Source organism: Pantoea vagans (genome assembly GCF_001506165.1).
GTDB classification, from domain to species: Bacteria; Pseudomonadota; Gammaproteobacteria; order Enterobacterales; family Enterobacteriaceae; genus Pantoea; species Pantoea vagans_C.
Genome location: NZ_CP011427.1, coordinates 3,028,480 through 3,044,720 on the forward strand (window position 1 = coordinate 3,028,480; position 16,241 = coordinate 3,044,720).

The window sequence follows — 16,241 nt, forward strand, 5'->3', positions numbered from 1 at the left end:
ATTGGCTTATGGATGCACAAAAGGCGCGATTTACGCGCCTGTTTGCACAAGTTTACAGCATCACCACACTTGTTTAGCGATATCGACCACCAGACGAATCTTCTGCCACTGCTGCGCTTCGCTCAGGCTGTTGCCCTCTTCGGTCGACGCAAAGCCACACTGTGGGCTCAGGCAGATCTGGTCAAGGCTCACGAACTGCGATGCTTCTTGCAGACGGGCTTTCACCTGAGCAGGATCTTCCAGCTCACCGTTTTTGGTGGTGATTAAACCCAGTACCACTTGCTGATGACCCGGCTTAATAAAGCGCAACGGCTCAAAACCGCCTGAGCGCTCGTTGTCATATTCGAGGAAGTACGCATCGATATTGACCTGACCAAACAGAATCTCGGCCACTGGCTCGTAGCCGCCTTCGGAAATCCAGGTTGAGCGGAAGTTACCGCGACAGACATGCAAGCCAATGGACAAATCGGCAGGTTTATCTTCCAGCGCTTTATTCAGCACCCCGGCGTAGATACGTGCCAACTCTTGCGGATCTTCACCGCGTTCACGGATCTGCTGCTGCTGATCCGTCGAGCAGAGATAGGCCCACACGGTGTCATCCAGTTGCAGGAAGCGACAGCCTTCGGCGTAAAACGCACTGATCGCATCTTTATAGGTCTGTGCCAAATCAGCGAAGTACTCTTTTAAATCAGGATAGACGGTGGCATCAATCACCTTACGCCCACCGCGGAAGTGCAGCACGCTTGGGCTTGGAATGGTCATTTTCGCTACCGCATCACCGGCAATGCTCTTCAGAAAACGGAAGTGTTCCAGCATCGGGTGGTTGGGATTGAAACCCACTTTGCCAGTGACTTTGACGCCGTGCGCTTTGGTCTGCACGCCATTAAATTGAATGCCCTGCTCGGCTTCAAACAGCTCAACGCCCTGCAGATCGCCAAAGAAGTCGAAGTGCCACCACGCGCGACGGAATTCACCGTCTGTCACCACCTGCAAACCGTTGGCACGTTGCTGTTCAACCACATGACGGATCTCAGTGTCTTCCACCTGACGCAGCTGCTCCGCGGAGATCTCACCGTTGGCAAACTGCACGCGCGCCTGCTTGATGGCCGCGGGACGGAGAAAACTGCCGACGGTATCGGCACGGAACGGATGATGATGTGACATATGCACTCCTGGCTAAACGCATAATTGCGTCAGGGTATAATTTCGCGTGGTTATTTTTAGCCATCTGGACGGCTACATGTCCATGAGAGTGACACGCTATGCCCCGAAGGGCAATGGAAGAAAATTCAGCTGACGTGAATATAATTCATGATCGGCGACTACTGCTTCAATTTCCTTCGATGGCGGCGCGTGCCTGCGCCATTTGGCTTTCTGAAAGCGGCAGGTAGCCCGCTTCAGTGACGCGTCGTTGCCCTGCTGGCGATAACACCTGATGCAGGAAAGCACTGACCAAGGGTGGCAAGGGTTTGCCTGGCGCTTTATTCACATAAATGTAGAGAGGACGAGACCACGGATAGTGGCCGCTACGAATAGATTCGGCATCGGGCATCACGCTCGCGCCGCTGGCCGTCTTGATCGGCACCATTTTTACGCCGCTCAGATGGAAACCGAAGCTGGCATAGCCAATGCTGTTGGGGGTACTCGCCACCGCTTGCACCACGGCAGCCGAACCCGGAAATTCCGCGACGTCAGCGCGAAAATCGCCTTTACACAGCGCCTGTTGTTTAAAGAATCCCCAGGTGCCCGAGGCTGAGTTACGACCAAAGCGCTGAATGCTGCGTTTTGCCCAGCCATCCTGATTCAATCCGAGATCGCCCCAGCGCTGCGGTACGCTGTGCGCGCCACATAAGCGGGTGACGGAGAAGAGTGCATCGAGTTGCGGCTGATCGATATCGGGCAGTGGGTTGTCCTGATTCACCACCACCACCAGCGCATCCATGGCAACGGGGACAGCCAATGGGGGATAACCATAGCGTGTGGTGAACAGTTGGCGCTCATCAATCTGCATTGGGCGGCTCATGGCACCCAACTGAGCGGCGCCCGCCGCCAGCGCGGTGGGTGCGGTGGAGGAGCCCGCCGCCTGTACCTGAACGTTAACGCCAGGTGACTGACGGCTAAAATCCTCGCCCCACAGCGTCATCAGATAGCCGAGGGTATCAGAACCCACGCTGCTCAAATTGCCGGTGAGCATGGTTTGTTGGCCCTGCGCCAGCGCAGAGCACAACAGCAAAGTGAACAGCAACAGCGATTTCATCAGGTTATCCGGTGGCGTTTACTGCGCCACATTCTCGCGGATTCCCTTTGCCACAATCAACCGTGGCGGCAGAAGAAAACTAAAACAGGTTTCCTGATGCGGGATACTGGTGATCTCCAGCCGCGCATTGTGATGGCTTAACGCATGTTTCACGATCGCCAGCCCCAGCCCACTACCACCTGTGGCGCGTGAGCGGGCTTTATCCACCCGATAGAAGCGCTCTGTCAGGCGTGGCAAATGCTCTTCACTGATCCCCGGCCCGTTATCACAGACCTTAAACTGCGCGCCCTCTTTCGTGCGCAGCCAGCTGATGTCGAGACGCGTGCCATCTGGCGTGTGATTCACCGCGTTGTAGACCAAATTGGAAATGGCACTCCGCAGTTGCTCATCATTACCAAACACTTTGAGATGCGGATCGGTGTGGAAATGGATACTGTGACGGCCCTGGCTCAGGGTTTCTGCCTCACGCTGCAACAACAGCAGCATACCTGGCACATCCACGGTTTCTTTCAAATCGATGGCCGGTGCCGCTTCGATACGCGACAGCGTCAGTAATTGTTTCACCAGGCTATCCATACGACGCGTCTGTTCCTGCATGGTGTGCAATGCTTTGCCACGCGTGCGCTCGTTCATCGTCGCATCGTCCATCATCTCCAGATACCCCTGCAACACCGTTAACGGGGTGCGCAGTTCGTGGCTGACGTTAGCGAAGAAGTTACGCCGCGCGCCTTCCAACTGGTGCATCTGGGTCACATCACGCGCCACCATCAGCCACTGCCCTTCACTGTAGGGCATCACGCGGAATTCCATATGATGCTGGTTGTTAAGCACCAGCGTCAGTGGCTTATTAAAATCGCGCTGACGGATATAGCGAGAAAACTCAGGATAGCGCAGCAAATTGAGGATGTTCTGACCGTTATCCTCCGGCCAGCGCAAGCCCAAATGCTGTTGAGCCAGTCCGTTACACCAGAAAATCGTGCCCTCTTCGGTGGTCAACACCACCGCATCGGGGAGCGATTCCGCACCGCTGCGAAAACGCTTTATCAGATTACCGAGTTCACGACGGCGACGTCGGTTGCGCAGTTGCATCTGGTACAGACCGTAAAACAGCGGTTCCCAACTGCCGCGCCCGGAAGGCGGCGTCATGGAGCGATCAACCCACAACCAGTGCGACAGACGCATCAGGTTTCTGAAGTGCCAAAACAGCACGCTGGATACGGCAATCAGCAGCAGCCAGGGCAGATAACCGAACAACAGACCCAGCACCAGCGCAGGCAAGCAGACCAGCGCCAGCTCGGTCATTAATCTCTTCCAGGAGAGTCGTTCCAGCACGGTAAAAGACTCCGTTTAATAGCGGGCAGAGAAACGATACCCTGTTCCGCGTACGGTTTGAACCATGCGATCGTGACCAGAAACTTCCAAAGCTTTACGTAAACGACGGATATGCACATCAACCGTACGATCTTCGACGTACACGTTGGTGCCCCAAACGTGGTTTAACAGCTGCTCACGGCTGTAAACACGCTCTGGGTGCGTCATAAAGAAGTGCAGTAATTTATATTCCGTCGGGCCCATTTCCAGCGGGGTGCTTTCGGCCATCACACGGTGTGAGGAGGGATCCAGGCTCAAGCCCTGCATCTCAATCACCTCTTCCACTGCCATCGGCGAGATACGACGCATCACCGCCTTGATACGCGCCATCAGCTCTTTCGGTGAGAAAGGCTTGGTGATGTAGTCATCCGCGCCCACTTCCAGACCGCGTACGCGATCCTCTTCTTCACCACGCGCCGTCAGCATCATCACCGGGATATCGCGCGTCATCGCTTCACGTTTCAAATGTTTAATAAACTGAATACCGCTGCCACCCGGCAACATCCAGTCCAGCAGAATCAAATCAGGCCACGGCTCGATCAGCTTACCAATCGCGCTGTCGTAGTCTTCGGCCTCAATAGGCTGGTAATCATTCTGTTCCAGCACGAAACATAACATTTCACGGATGGGAGCTTCGTCTTCCACAACCAAAATGCGCTTAGCCATTATAACTCCTGCTGTTGTGACGGCTTGTCACGGGGATTTGCGGCGTCATTATGCGTCAGTTTTATGACACTTTTATGAAAAACCCGACCTATGATAAATAGTTAAAAAACAGAAATGTGACAACGATTAGCGCTTTTTTTTCTTTGCGATCTGAAGAGGTTATACTTCTCGCTCGCTTAACTAAGCACGGAGTTTTCATGCGCATCATACACACGGCGGATTGGCATCTCGGTCAGTTCTTTTACAGTAAAAGCCGCGCGGCAGAGCATCAGGCCTTCCTTGAGTGGCTACTGGACCAGATCCAGCAGCATCAAGTCGATGCACTCATCGTCGCCGGAGACCTGTTTGATACCGGTTCGCCACCCAGTTATGCGCGTGAAATGTTTAACCGCTTTGTGGTGGCATTGCAGCCCACTGGGTGTCAGTTGGTGGTGTTGGCAGGAAACCATGATTCCGTTGCCACCCTCAATGAATCGCGTGAACTCCTTGCCTGCCTGAATACCCGCGTGATCACCAGCGCCACGCCACAAGGCGAGCAGCAGGTGCTGACGCTGCATCAGCGTGATGGCACGCCGGGCGCGCTACTGTGCGCCATCCCTTATCTTCGTCCACGGGATATTCTGCGTAGTCAGGCCGGGCAATCAGGCCGTGAAAAGCAAATCTCATTGCTGGAGGCGATAGAGCAGCACTACCAGCAGTGTTACGCGGCAGCCCTCACGCAGCGTGGCGATCAGCCACTGCCGATCATCGCCACCGGGCACCTCACCACGGTGGGGGTCACCAAAAGCGACTCGGTACGCGATATCTATATCGGCACGCTGGATGCCTTCCCGGCGCAGGCTTTTCCGCCTGCCGATTACATCGCGCTTGGCCATATCCATCGGGCGCAACGTATCGCCGATAGCGAGCATATCCGCTACAGCGGTTCGCCAATCCCACTCAGTTTTGATGAACTGGGCCGCGATAAAAGTGTGTTCCTGCTCGATTTCAGCCGCCAGTTAGACGCCGTCACACCGCTCACCATTCCGCTATTCCAGCCGATGCAGATGCTCAAAGGATCGATGGCGGAAATTGAGTTACAGCTGACGCAATTCAGCGAGGGAGACGGCGAAAAACCGGTCTGGCTGGATATTGAAATCACCACGCAAGAGTATCTTAGTGACCTGCAGCGTCGCGTCGAACAGCTCACCGAAGCGCTGCCCGTGGAAGTGCTGCTGGTACGACGTAGCCGTGAGCAGCGCCAGCGCAGCCTGGCACGCATGGACAACGAAACCCTGAGCGAGCTGAAAGTGGAAGAGGTGTTTGCCCGCCGTCTGGCGCAGGAAGATCAGCTGGATGCCGAACAAGCCGATCAACTCACCCAACTGTTTCGCACCACCCTCGCCGCGCTGGAGAACCCGTCCGCATGAAAATTCTGACGTTACGCTTTAAGAATCTCAATGCGCTGCGCGGTGAGTGGTTTATTGATTTCCGCCGCGAGCCCTTTGCCAGTAACGGTTTGTTTGCCATTACCGGCGCCACCGGCGCAGGAAAAACCACGCTGCTGGATGCGATTTGTCTGGCGTTGTATCACCAGACGCCACGCCTCGGCGTGCTATCGCAGACGCAAAATGAACTGATCACCCGTGATACCGCAGAGTGCCTGGCTGAAGTGGAGTTTGAAATCAAAGGTGAAGCCTGGCGCGCGTTCTGGAGCCAAAACCGCGCACGTGGCCTGGCCGATGGCAAATTGCAGGCGCCGCGTGTCGAACTGGCCCGCGTGGCTGATAACCAAATTGTTGCCGATAAAGTCGGTGACAAACTCAAAGCGATTGAAACCCTCTCCGGGCTGGATTTCGCGCGCTTTACCCGTTCGATGATGCTGTCGCAAGGGCAGTTTGCCGCCTTCCTGAATGCCAAACCGGGAGAACGCGCCGAGCTACTGGAAGAACTCACCGGCACCGAGATTTACGGGCAAATCTCGATGCAGATTTACGAGCGCTGGCGCACCGCCCGCAGCGAGTTAGACACGCTGCGCGCTCGCGCGGGCGGCATGCTGCTGCTGGATGAAGCCCGTCGCGATGAACTCAGCCAACAGTTACACATGTTAGCCACTGAGGAGAAAACCCTCAGCGAACAGCTGGAGCAAGCCCAACAGCAGCAGCAGTGGTTAACGCAATCTCAGCAACTGACGCAAGAGCAGCAGCAAGCCGAGCAGGCAGGACAGAGCGCTGAACACGCATGGCAGCAGGCCGAAGAGGATCGCCAGCGCTTATCGCGCGCCGAACCGGCGGAAAAACTGCGCGATAAGCTCCAGCAGCGCGAGCAGCTGCAACGTGATCAACAGGCGTTGACGCAGCAGGCTCAGCAGTTGCATGCCCAACAGCAGCAGGCTCAGGCCGCGTTGCAGCAGGGTGAAACCCAGTATCAGGCAGCGCAGCAGGCACGTGATCACGCCGTTTCCGAACAGCAGCAGTTGGAAACCTTACTGACCGAACAGGTTATCCCGCTTGATCAACAGCTTGCCAGCGGTGCGCGGCAGATTGCCGACCAACAGCGCCTGCACACCCAGCAACAGCAGGTGGTGCAGCAGAGCCAGGTCGCGGTGAGCCAGCATCAACAAGCGAGTGAACGCTTACAACAGCAATTCACGCAGCAGCAGGATTTCCGTCAACGCGAAGCGGCGGTGGCCAACTGGGGAACGGAGCTGACGCGCTGGCAGGCGGATATCGCACGCCTTGAAGAGCGTGAGCAGTCGCTGACACAGCTTAGGCTTCAGCAGCAACAGCAGCACACGCAGGTCACGCAGCAACAACAGGCAATTACCGAACATGCGCAGGCGCTGCAACCCTTACAGCAGGCGGAAGCACAAGCCAGCCAGCAACGCCAACAAGCGGAGCAGGCACTCACTTCACTGGAAGCCGAGGCCGCGAGTAGCCAACTGCGTGAAGCCTTGGCATTACATCAACAACAGCGCCCTGCCCGCCAGCAACTCAGCCTGCTGGCGGCGCGTTGGCAATCCCTGCAACCGCAGCACCAGCAACGGCAACAGAAACTGGCGCAGCTGCAACAGCAGCATCAGCAGCAGGAATCGGCTTTACAGGCGATGCGTGACGACTACAAGCGTGAAAACCAGACGCTGCTCGATATCCGAAAAATTTGCGAACTTGAGCGCACTATCGCGCAGTTAGCCGACGAACGCGCCAAATTACAACCCGACCAGCCCTGCCCGCTGTGTGGCTCCTGTCAGCATCCGGCCATCGCGCAATATCAGCAACTGCAACCTGGTGAAAACCAGCAGCGACTGGCAGCACAGGAAGCATTGGTCGCCAAACTCAGAGAGGACGGCACCGCCAAAGGCGAGCAGCAGAAACTGTCACTACAACAGCAGCAGGTTTTGCAGCAGGAGATCGATGAGTTTGACCAGCAGATTTCCGCCGCCAACCAGCAGTGGCAGCGTTTGAGCAGTGAGCTGGCACTTACCTTCACGCTGGAGCAGCAGGATGATTTCACCGCCTGGCAGCAGCAACAAGACACGCAAGAAACTGCGCAGCAGCAACAGCTCCAGCTGCGCGAACAGGCGGCGCTGGCACTGCAACAGGCAAAAGAGGCTCATCTGCTTCAGCAGCAGCAGCTGCAACATCAGCAAAATGCCCAGCAGCTGGCACAGCAACGGCTGCAAAGCGCGCAGCAAACGCTTGAAGAGCTCAATCAGCGTGAGGGGCAAGAACGCAGCGCCTCACAGCAATTGGCACAGCAGCTGGAAAAACAGCTGGCCGCACATCAGCTTGCGCTACCCGCGCGCGCTGAGCGGACTTCATGGCTGGAAGCACTACAACAGCGCTGGCAAGCCTGGCAGCAGAGCGAGAAATTACTCCGCGAGTTGCAACCACAATTAGTCAAAGCGGAGAGCGAGCAAGGTAGCCTGCAACAAAATTCGTTGCGTGAGCAACAACAGCTGGATGCATTGCAGCAGACTCTTCATACCCTGCAACAACTGCAAAGCGAGCAGCAGCAGCAGCGCCATCAGCTGTTTGGCGATCGTTTGGTTGCGGATGCACGGCAGCAGCAACATGCCTCGTTACAGCAGAGCGAACAGAATCTGGCGCAGCAGCTGCAACAGTGGCAGCAGGCGCAAAGCCTGTTGCACAGCCTGAACGGACAGTGCGAGCAGATAGACAGCCAACAGCAGAACATGCTGATGCGTGTGCAGACGGCGGAAACCGCGTTCCTCACCGCGTTGCAGCAGAGTGATTTTAGTGACGAAGCAGCCCTACGTGCTGCGCTGCTGGATGAACAGGCGTTCCTGCAGTTACGCCAACGTCTGCAAACGCTGGAGCAACAGCGCCAACAGCAGCAGACATTGCGTCAGCAGCTGGCACAGCGTGTTGCTGCCCATCAGCAGCAACGTCCTGCCACCTTGAGTGATGAAGTTGCCGCCGGGCTGGTTGAACAATTAGCCTCTCTGCGCCAGACACTGCGCGAGAATGCCCGCCAGCAGGGTGAAGCGCAGCAGCAGCTTCACAGCGATGCACAACAGCGTCAGCAGCAGCAATCCTTGCTGACACAAATTGCAGATGATGAGGTGTCACTGGCGCAGCTTGGGCGGCTGAATGATTTAATCGGTTCAGCCAAGGGCGACAAATTCCGCCGCTTCGCCCAAGGATTAACGCTGGATCATCTGGTGTGGTTGGCGAACCGCCAACTGGACCGTTTACACGGCCGCTACCTGCTGCAACGGCGCGCCAGTGAAGAGCTGGAGCTGGAGGTCGTCGATACCTGGCAAGCCGATGCCACCCGCGACACGCGCACGTTGTCAGGTGGCGAAAGCTTCCTGGTGAGTCTGGCACTGGCGCTGGCCTTGTCCGATCTTGTCAGCCATAAGACGCGCATCGAATCCCTGTTCCTCGATGAAGGCTTCGGCACCCTTGATGCCGAAACCCTCGATACTGCACTGGATGCCCTGGACGCATTAAACGCCAGCGGTAAGACCATCGGGGTGATCAGCCACGTTGAGGCCATGAAAGAGCGCATTCCGGTGCAAATCAAGGTGCGTAAGATGAATGGGCTGGGTTACAGCAAGCTGGAATTGCCGGGGGAATAAACCTGGGGGTGCGATAAATAGCGCCGTTAGTAGGGTGCGCATTTATGCGCACTTTTTTGCTGGGGTTGCTGTGAATCTCGTGCATGGCCCCATAAAGGTCAGCCCGATCGCAAAGGAATCACGCATCCATGCAGATCGGCCGCCGCATCCCTGCGGCGGACGCTTTGCTCTTCGGGCTGACCTTCACGGGGCATTTAGCATGATCGCTGCTGTTGTCCGTGATGGCATCAATATTTTCTTTCAGCGTAGCTACCGTCATGAACATCCAGCCGTAGGGGCGCAATTTATTGCGCAAGTTAAGAGTCAGAGAAATGCCATAGCATTCCCCTGCCCGCCAGGTAAACTGGCTGCAACTCCCTGAACAGCCAGGCAAATTAATGAACTTCTTAACCCGCTTCGCAGGTTTGCTCGCGTTAGTGACGCTGCTCAGCGCCTGCCAGCACGCAACTTCTCCTGCCCCCGCCCCTGTCGCTAACCTGTGCCAGCCGCAAACTCAACCCGGCAGTGCATCCTGCAAATGGGCTGATGAGATGCAGCATCACCTTAATCGGCAGTTTCAGGATGCTGCACGTTACGCGGGTCAACAATGTCTGGTGCAGTTGGAGTGGCAAAACAGCGGACGTTATGCGGTGACGCAAACACAAGGTGACGAAACCCTGTGCCTGCGCGCCTGGCAGTTGATTGGTCAGTCGAAAGGTTTACCGCCCCCGCCGGATCGGACGCAACCGGCGTGGTTCGGTTTTGCACCGCGCAAGGCTAGCTCGCCAGCCCATCCTGCCGCCACTGGCGCGGGCTGATGCCGAACCAACGGCGGAAGGCGCGGGAAAAGGCGCTGACTTCAGAATAACCCAGCAACAGCGCCATTTCAGAAATCGGTAACTGCTTCTGCTGCAAATAGTGCGTCGCCATCTCGCAGCGCACTTTGTCCACCAGCGCGGTGAAACTGATGCCCTCTTCGCGCAGTCGCCGTTGCAGTGACCAGCTCGACAAGCCCATTTTCTCCGCGATCTCTTCCAATACGGGTTCGCCCTGCATCAGCGACAAATTCACCTGTGAGCGCGCCTGTTCCACCACACTCTGAACGGATGCATTGCTGTTCAGGCGTCGGATCGCATCCTGCATCACCATCAACAGCATCGGGTCCTGTTCCGGCATGGTCCGCAGCAGGTCACGTTTGGGGATCAGCAGCGAATTAAAGGGTTGATCGAACCACACCGGTGCATCAAATACTTTGCAGTGCTCATGCCACTGTTCAGGGCGCGGGTGCTCGAAATGCACTTCGCGCGGTGCCCAGTTTTTTCCAGCAACGTGGCGGATCAGATTGAGGAACATGCCCAGCGTCAGTTCGGCATCCTGGCGGCGTGAAAGGATCGCGCCATGTCGTACCTGATAATCCAGTCGCCAGCAGTCGCCTTTATCCACCAGTCGCGTCAGGGTGTCGTGCTGATGCCAGGGAAAAGCGTTCACCACGTTATGCAACGCCTGTTCAAGCGTAGGTGAGCACAGCCCGATGTAGCCAATCAGACCTAATGACTGCGGTTTGAACTGCCTGCCGTAGTGCAAACCGAAGTTATCAAAACCTGAGTGACGCGCCGCCTCTTCCATCACACGGCAGTAGTTGACCAATCCCAGGCTGAGCGTGGGACTCGCCAGCAGTTCGGAATCAATCCCGCTAATGCCAAAGATACGATCGACATCACCGCCCTTGTCAGTGATAAAAGTGCTCAAACCCGTCGCAGCGGCCGCCAGCACGCCGCGATTGTTGGCCTGAGCCGAGAGCGTGCTCAATGCTTCAGAAGGGGTTATCAGTGATTGCATGGGAACCTCACAAGGAACGCGCGAGTGGAACATAGGGAGGGATCCAGCAATTTTCGTACCAGGCATGGAAAATGATAATAATTCAATACGAGGTTGTAGCGGCGCGATTTATCGCGCAATACATTGCGCCGCTACGATGCATAACTGATCATTCGTGGTGCAACTACACCCCAACCGGCAGCTGATTGGTTTCCAGATAGCGGCGACACAGACGTACCGAGTGGTCGGCCCAGCGCGGCCCAAGGCTCTGCGACATCTCCGTCTCCGCGTGCGTGCCCATCCATGCGGTCATTTGAATACGGCGCTGAATCAGCAACGTCGGCACCAGCGCCATCTCCTCATCGCTAATGTGCGCGACGCGCTCGTAACCCTGGATCCAGTTATCAACCCATTCAGCGGCACGTGGATGATGCTCGACAAAGCTGATCGCCGCCGCCAGATCGTGCAGATACCAACCCATGCCGCAGTCATCAAAATCGATCACTCGGGTTTCGCCCTTGTGCAACAACAGGTTGGTGAGACGAAGATCGGCGTGGATCAGGCCATAGCGATCGGTGCCTTTGCCGAAGGTTTGCAGCTCTTGCCCGACACGTGCCACCGCTTCCGCCACGATGCCGTGATCGGCTGGATTGAGGTTAGGCGCATCCTGCCAGCGCCCCCAATGGCTGTGATCGCTCACCATGGTGTGATGATCCCAGATGATGCGCTGAAAACCGGCAGGTTTCTGCCAGTTGCGGCTGTGTTGATGCAAGCGTGCGGTGATGTGCCCCAGTTGCTGAAACGCCTTGGGATCGACATCGGTGGTAGGCATGTCACCTTCGATCCAGTGAAACAGCACCGCATGACGCACGCCCCCTCCCGCCATGTTCAATGACAGCACGGTTTCGCCATCTTTGGCGGGAATGGCCTGCGGTACCATGATGCCAATTTCCCGCAGCGCATCCAGCCACAGTAACTCACTCTGAATATCGGCTTTGCTGTGATAGTTAGGACGATGCAGACGCAGCGCGTAGCGTTGGCCGCCCGCCGTCAGCAGGAAGGTGGCGTTTTCAGAACGGCACAGGAGTTTCAACTCGCCCTGCAATGGCGCGGGATAACAGGCCAGCGCCTGCTGCGCCAGCACGGTGATTTCTACGTCGGTAAGGGTATCGGCTTGTTCGGCGCTCATTCATCAATCTCCAGCATCAATCTCAAGGGTAGCAAGTGTTATCAGCATGGGATGACCTCGTCCTGGCTGCTTGACCGCAGACAACCCAAAGTTGACCGCAGCGTGCATCTGGCACTTTTTTTGCCTGTAAGTTGACAGTGGATGACAAAACTCACTGCGCTCGCGTCAAGTTTTCCCGCCACCGGCAGCGGCATTATCCATTCACTGTAGTGCATAGAACAAAACAGCGCGGTGCAGCCGCCGCATAACAATCACGACGGGGAGACGATTATGACGAGTAAGCTCAAACCCACGCTGGGCACTCTGCATTTGTGGGGTATCGCGGTTGGTCTGGTAATTTCCGGGGAGTATTTTGGCTGGAGTTATGGCTGGGGCGTGGCGGGCACGCTGGGGTTTCTGATCACCACCGCGCTGATTGCCACCATGTACACCTGCTTCATTTTCAGCTTTACCGAGCTGACTACCGCCATCCCGCATGCCGGTGGTCCGTTTGCTTACAGCCGCCGCGCCTTTGGTGAAACCGGCGGTCTGATTGCCGGCCTGGCCACGTTAATTGAATTCGTGTTTGCCCCACCGGCCATCGCCATGGCCATCGGTGCGTATCTCAATGTGCAGTATCCCGACCTCAACCCGAAAACGGCGGCAGTCGGTGCCTACCTGGTGTTTATGACGCTGAATATCCTTGGTGTGAAGCTGGCCGCGATGTTTGAGCTGGTGGTCACGGTGCTGGCGGTGCTCGAACTGCTGGTGTTTATGGGCGTGGTTTCGCCGGGCTTCAGTATCGCGAACTTTGCGGCCAATGGCTGGGCAGGCAGCGATCATTTCGGTATGCCTGCACTTTCTGGCATCTTCGCCGCGATCCCGTTTGCCATCTGGTTCTTCCTCGCCATTGAAGGGGCTGCCATGGCCGCTGAAGAGGCGAAAGATCCGAAACGCACCATTCCAAAAGCCTACATCACCGGGATTTTGACGCTGGTGGTCCTGGCGATTGGTGTGATGCTGCTGGCCGGTGGCGCTGGCGACTGGCGCAAACTGTCGGATATCAATGATCCGCTGCCGCAGGCGATGAAGATGATCGTGGGCGAGCACTCAAACTGGATGCACATGCTGGTGTGGATTGGTTTGTTCGGCCTGGTCGCCAGCTTCCACGGCATTATTCTCGGCTATTCACGCCAGTTTTTTGCTCTGGCTCGCGCCGGCTATCTGCCGCCAGGCCTGGCGAAGTTGTCACGTTTCCAGACACCACACCGCGCGATTATTGCGGGTGGCGTGATTGGCATCGCGGCGATCTACAGTGATGGGCTGATTAACCTGCAGGGTATGACACTGACTGCTGCGATGATCACCATGGCGGTGTTCGGGGCCATCGTGATGTACCTGATGAGCATGCTGAGCCTGTTTAAGCTGCGTCGCACGGCACCGGATATGGAACGTAGCTTCCGCGCACCAGGTTATCCCATTATCCCAGGTATCGCGCTGGTGCTGTCACTGGTGTGTTTGATTGCCATGCTGTGGTTCAACCCGGTGATCGGCGGGCTGTTCGTGGCGATTATGGTAGTGGGATATCTTTACTTCCTGGCCACGAAGACCCAGCGTGAGAACGCACCGCAGGATGCCATGTTGATGGGAGAGTAACTTTCTCCCTCACCCTAACCCTCTCCCACAAGCGGGAGAGGGGATTTATCCAGCACCGTTCACCTCGGTCATTTACCCTTGGCAGCCTTCTGCCGTGCGAGAGGACTGCGGCGAGGGCATTAGGCCTCACACTATCCCTTCAGCGGCCATAACCATGCCGCGCCGCGCACTCCGCTGGAATCACCATGAACCGCTTTCAACACTGGCGTTTCACATTCGCGACCAAATACCCACTGCTTCATCAGGGCAGGCACTGTCTGGTAAAGACGGTCGTTGTTGCTCATGCCGCCGCCCAGCACTATCACATCGGGATCGAGCAAATTCACCACCTGCGCCAGCGATTTCGCCAGTCGCATCTCGTAGCGGCTCATCGCCAGTTCTGCCACGGGATCCTGCTGCTCAATCAACTTAATGATCTCCGCCCCTTTCAAGGTTTTGCCACTCAAACGCTGATAATCGATAGCAAAGCCGGTGCCCGAAACAAAGGTCTCAATGCAGCCTTGTAAGCCGCAATAGCATGGCACTTCAGCCCGATGGCGTAGCTCGTCTTCGTCCATCCATGGCAGTGGATTATGGCCCCACTCGCCGGCGTTACCGTTGCCACCAATCCGCGACTCACCGCCAATTGCCACGCCCGCGCCGGACCCCGTTCCAATAATCACGGCAAACACCAGCGGCTGCCCTGCTCCAGCACCATCCACCGCTTCAGAAACCGCTAAACAATTCGCGTCGTTGGCAATGCGCACGTCACGATTCAGCGCCTGTGCCAAATCCTTATCCAGCGGCTGACCATTCAGCCAGGTTGAGTTGGCATTTTTCACTCGCTGGGTATAGGGCGAGATCGTCCCCGGAATGCCGATGCCTACCGTGCCCTTTTCGCCGGTTTTCTCTTCTGCCAGCAGGACTAAATCGACAATCGCCTTTACAGTGGCTGCGTAGTCATCGCGCGGGGTATTGACGCGGTGGCGAAACAGCTCTTGCCCCTGATCGGAGAGTGCAATCACTTCAATCTTGGTACCGCCTAAATCAATCCCAATACGCACGATTTATTCCTCATTATTCGTTCAGGTGACAGATACAGTAGAAGGCTGAATCGGGAAAGGCAATGAAACCAATCCGATGTTTCGCTATCATGCGCGCTGACTTTGAGACTTGTGCGCCCGATCGCACCCACGGTAAGGAATCCCGATGTTGTGGTTTAAAAATATGATGGTTTATCGTCTGAATCGTGACATCCCGCTGTCCGCAGACGATCTGGAAAAACAGCTCGACGCCTTCACGTTTTCGCCGTGCGGCAGTCAGGATATGGCGAAAACCGGTTGGGTGTCGCCGATGGGCAACCGCGGTGAAGCGCTGACGCATGAAATCAACGGTCAGATTGTGATTTGCGCACGCACCGAGCAGAAGATTTTGCCCTCGCCGGTGGTAAAACAGGCGCTGGAAGCCAAGATCGACAAACTGGAAGCAGAACAGAGCCGCAAGCTGAAAAAAACCGAGAAAGACTCGCTGAAAGATGAAGTGCTGCATAGCCTGCTGCCACGTGCATTCAGCCGTTTTAGCCAGACTTTCATGTGGATCGATACCGTTAACAACCTGATCATCGTGGATTGCGCCAGCGCCAAAAAAGCAGAAGACACCTTAGCGCTGCTGCGCAAAAGCATCGGTTCACTGCCGGTAGTGCCGCTGACGCTGGAAAATCCGATTGAGTTGACGCTGACCGAATGGGTGCGCTCTGGCGAACTGCCAGCCGGTTTCGCCTTGATGGATGAAGCGGAGTTGAAAGCGATTCTGGAAGAAGGCGGCGTGATCCGCTGTAAAAAGCAGGATTTGATCTCCGATGAAATCGCCACCCACATTGAAGCCGGTAAAGTGGTCACCAAACTGGCGCTGGACTGGCAGGAGCGTATTCAACTGGTGATTGCGGACGATGCGTCCATTAAGCGTCTGAAGTTCAGCGACACGCTGCGTGAACAGAATGATGATATCGACCGCGATGACTTTGCGCAGCGCTTTGATGCCGATTTCATTCTGATGACCAGCGAACTGGCCGCGTTGATCAGTAATCTGGTAGAAGCGTTAGGCGGCGAAGCGAAGCGCTAACACTGGTCTGGAAAGTCATCTGCATTCCTGTTTAGGATTACAGATTACCGTTGTACTTGCGCTCAAACATTTACCTTAAATAATTCACGCTGCAGGAAGGCGGCAAGAGTGGGAATCCCCAGGAGCTTACTGAAGTAAGTGAC

At 56.2% G+C, this 16,241-nt stretch carries 13 protein-coding genes; 5 read left to right on the forward strand and 8 right to left on the reverse strand.

Annotated features, from left to right (window positions below):
* Positions 1-60: 60 nt before the first annotated feature.
* The 4 genes from LK04_RS14185 to phoB all read right to left on the reverse strand — a co-directional run bounded on the left by LK04_RS14185 (position 61) and on the right by phoB (position 4,294).
* On the reverse strand, positions 61-1,164 hold the full coding sequence (locus tag LK04_RS14185) for a cobalamin-independent methionine synthase II family protein (protein ID WP_039334275.1): 1,104 nt from the start codon (positions 1,162-1,164) through the stop codon (positions 61-63).
* Between the two features lie 166 nt (positions 1,165-1,330).
* On the reverse strand, positions 1,331-2,257 hold the full coding sequence (locus LK04_RS14190) for a PstS family phosphate ABC transporter substrate-binding protein (protein ID WP_039334277.1): 927 nt from the start codon (positions 2,255-2,257) through the stop codon (positions 1,331-1,333).
* An 18-nt stretch (positions 2,258-2,275) separates the two neighbouring features.
* Positions 2,276-3,589 (reverse strand): phosphate regulon sensor histidine kinase PhoR, encoded by a 1,314-nt coding sequence (gene phoR / locus LK04_RS14195; RefSeq protein ID WP_039334279.1) that lies wholly within the window; start codon positions 3,587-3,589, stop codon positions 2,276-2,278.
* Positions 3,590-3,604: 15 nt separating this feature from the next.
* The gene (gene phoB / locus LK04_RS14200) at positions 3,605-4,294 is read right to left on the reverse strand and encodes a phosphate response regulator transcription factor PhoB (protein WP_039334281.1); all 690 of its coding nucleotides are present in this window, start codon (positions 4,292-4,294) and stop codon (positions 3,605-3,607) included.
* A 197-nt stretch (positions 4,295-4,491) separates the two neighbouring features.
* On the opposite strand from phoB, the gene sbcD reads away from it, so the two are divergent.
* Positions 4,492-5,703: an exonuclease subunit SbcD gene (sbcD, locus tag LK04_RS14205; RefSeq protein ID WP_039334284.1), complete on the forward strand. Its 1,212-nt coding sequence runs from the start codon at positions 4,492-4,494 to the stop codon at positions 5,701-5,703.
* On the forward strand, positions 5,700-9,377 hold the full coding sequence (locus LK04_RS14210) for an AAA family ATPase (RefSeq protein ID WP_039334285.1): 3,678 nt from the start codon (positions 5,700-5,702) through the stop codon (positions 9,375-9,377). Before sbcD ends, LK04_RS14210 begins: the two co-directional genes overlap by 4 nt.
* 118 nt (positions 9,378-9,495) lie before the next feature.
* Here LK04_RS14210 and LK04_RS20685 read toward each other — a convergent pair whose 3' ends face one another.
* On the reverse strand, positions 9,496-9,636 hold the full coding sequence (locus LK04_RS20685; protein ID WP_156138077.1) for a hypothetical protein: 141 nt from the start codon (positions 9,634-9,636) through the stop codon (positions 9,496-9,498).
* Positions 9,637-9,754: 118 nt separating this feature from the next.
* Between LK04_RS20685 and LK04_RS14215 the strand changes: the two genes are divergently transcribed.
* Complete coding sequence (locus LK04_RS14215) at positions 9,755-10,174, forward strand: cell envelope integrity TolA C-terminal domain-containing protein (protein WP_052206151.1); 420 nt, start codon at positions 9,755-9,757, stop codon at positions 10,172-10,174.
* On the opposite strand, the gene LK04_RS14220 is transcribed toward LK04_RS14215, so the two are convergent.
* The gene (locus tag LK04_RS14220; protein WP_039334308.1) at positions 10,134-11,195 is read right to left on the reverse strand and encodes an AraC family transcriptional regulator; all 1,062 of its coding nucleotides are present in this window, start codon (positions 11,193-11,195) and stop codon (positions 10,134-10,136) included. The two genes, LK04_RS14215 and LK04_RS14220, sit on opposite strands and share 41 nt — an antisense overlap.
* Positions 11,196-11,358: 163 nt before the next feature.
* Complete coding sequence (locus LK04_RS14225) at positions 11,359-12,363, reverse strand: phosphotransferase enzyme family protein (RefSeq protein ID WP_039334287.1); 1,005 nt, start codon at positions 12,361-12,363, stop codon at positions 11,359-11,361.
* A 270-nt stretch (positions 12,364-12,633) separates the two neighbouring features.
* Between LK04_RS14225 and eat the strand changes: the two genes are divergently transcribed.
* Positions 12,634-13,998 (forward strand): ethanolamine permease, encoded by a 1,365-nt coding sequence (gene eat / locus LK04_RS14230; protein WP_039334289.1) that lies wholly within the window; start codon positions 12,634-12,636, stop codon positions 13,996-13,998.
* A gap of 131 nt (positions 13,999-14,129) precedes the next feature.
* Here the strand turns inward: eat and mak are convergent, their stop codons facing one another.
* The gene (gene mak, locus LK04_RS14235; RefSeq protein ID WP_039334291.1) at positions 14,130-15,041 is read right to left on the reverse strand and encodes a fructokinase; all 912 of its coding nucleotides are present in this window, start codon (positions 15,039-15,041) and stop codon (positions 14,130-14,132) included.
* 145 nt (positions 15,042-15,186) lie between these two features.
* Between mak and rdgC the strand changes: the two genes are divergently transcribed.
* Positions 15,187-16,098, forward strand: a complete 912-nt coding sequence (rdgC, locus tag LK04_RS14240) for a recombination-associated protein RdgC (RefSeq protein ID WP_039334294.1) — start codon at positions 15,187-15,189, stop codon at positions 16,096-16,098.
* The last annotated feature ends 143 nt before the right edge of the window (positions 16,099-16,241 follow it).

What these genes read in the sequence shown, in the direction of transcription:
- LK04_RS14185 (WP_039334275.1), bottom strand. Translation starts at nt 1,164, where the DNA reads ATGTCACATCATCATCCGTTCCGTGCCGATACCGTCGGCAGTTTTCTC.
- LK04_RS14190 (WP_039334277.1), bottom strand. Translation starts at nt 2,257, where the DNA reads ATGAAATCGCTGTTGCTGTTCACTTTGCTGTTGTGCTCTGCGCTGGCG.
- phoB (WP_039334281.1), bottom strand. Translation starts at nt 4,294, where the DNA reads ATGGCTAAGCGCATTTTGGTTGTGGAAGACGAAGCTCCCATCCGTGAA.
- sbcD (WP_039334284.1), top strand. Translation starts at nt 4,492, where the DNA reads ATGCGCATCATACACACGGCGGATTGGCATCTCGGTCAGTTCTTTTAC.
- LK04_RS14210 (WP_039334285.1), top strand. Translation starts at nt 5,700, where the DNA reads ATGAAAATTCTGACGTTACGCTTTAAGAATCTCAATGCGCTGCGCGGT.
- LK04_RS20685 (WP_156138077.1), bottom strand. Translation starts at nt 9,636, where the DNA reads ATGACGGTAGCTACGCTGAAAGAAAATATTGATGCCATCACGGACAAC.
- LK04_RS14215 (WP_052206151.1), top strand. Translation starts at nt 9,755, where the DNA reads ATGAACTTCTTAACCCGCTTCGCAGGTTTGCTCGCGTTAGTGACGCTG.
- LK04_RS14220 (WP_039334308.1), bottom strand. Translation starts at nt 11,195, where the DNA reads ATGCAATCACTGATAACCCCTTCTGAAGCATTGAGCACGCTCTCGGCT.
- LK04_RS14225 (WP_039334287.1), bottom strand. Translation starts at nt 12,363, where the DNA reads ATGAGCGCCGAACAAGCCGATACCCTTACCGACGTAGAAATCACCGTG.
- eat (WP_039334289.1), top strand. Translation starts at nt 12,634, where the DNA reads ATGACGAGTAAGCTCAAACCCACGCTGGGCACTCTGCATTTGTGGGGT.
- rdgC (WP_039334294.1), top strand. Translation starts at nt 15,187, where the DNA reads ATGTTGTGGTTTAAAAATATGATGGTTTATCGTCTGAATCGTGACATC.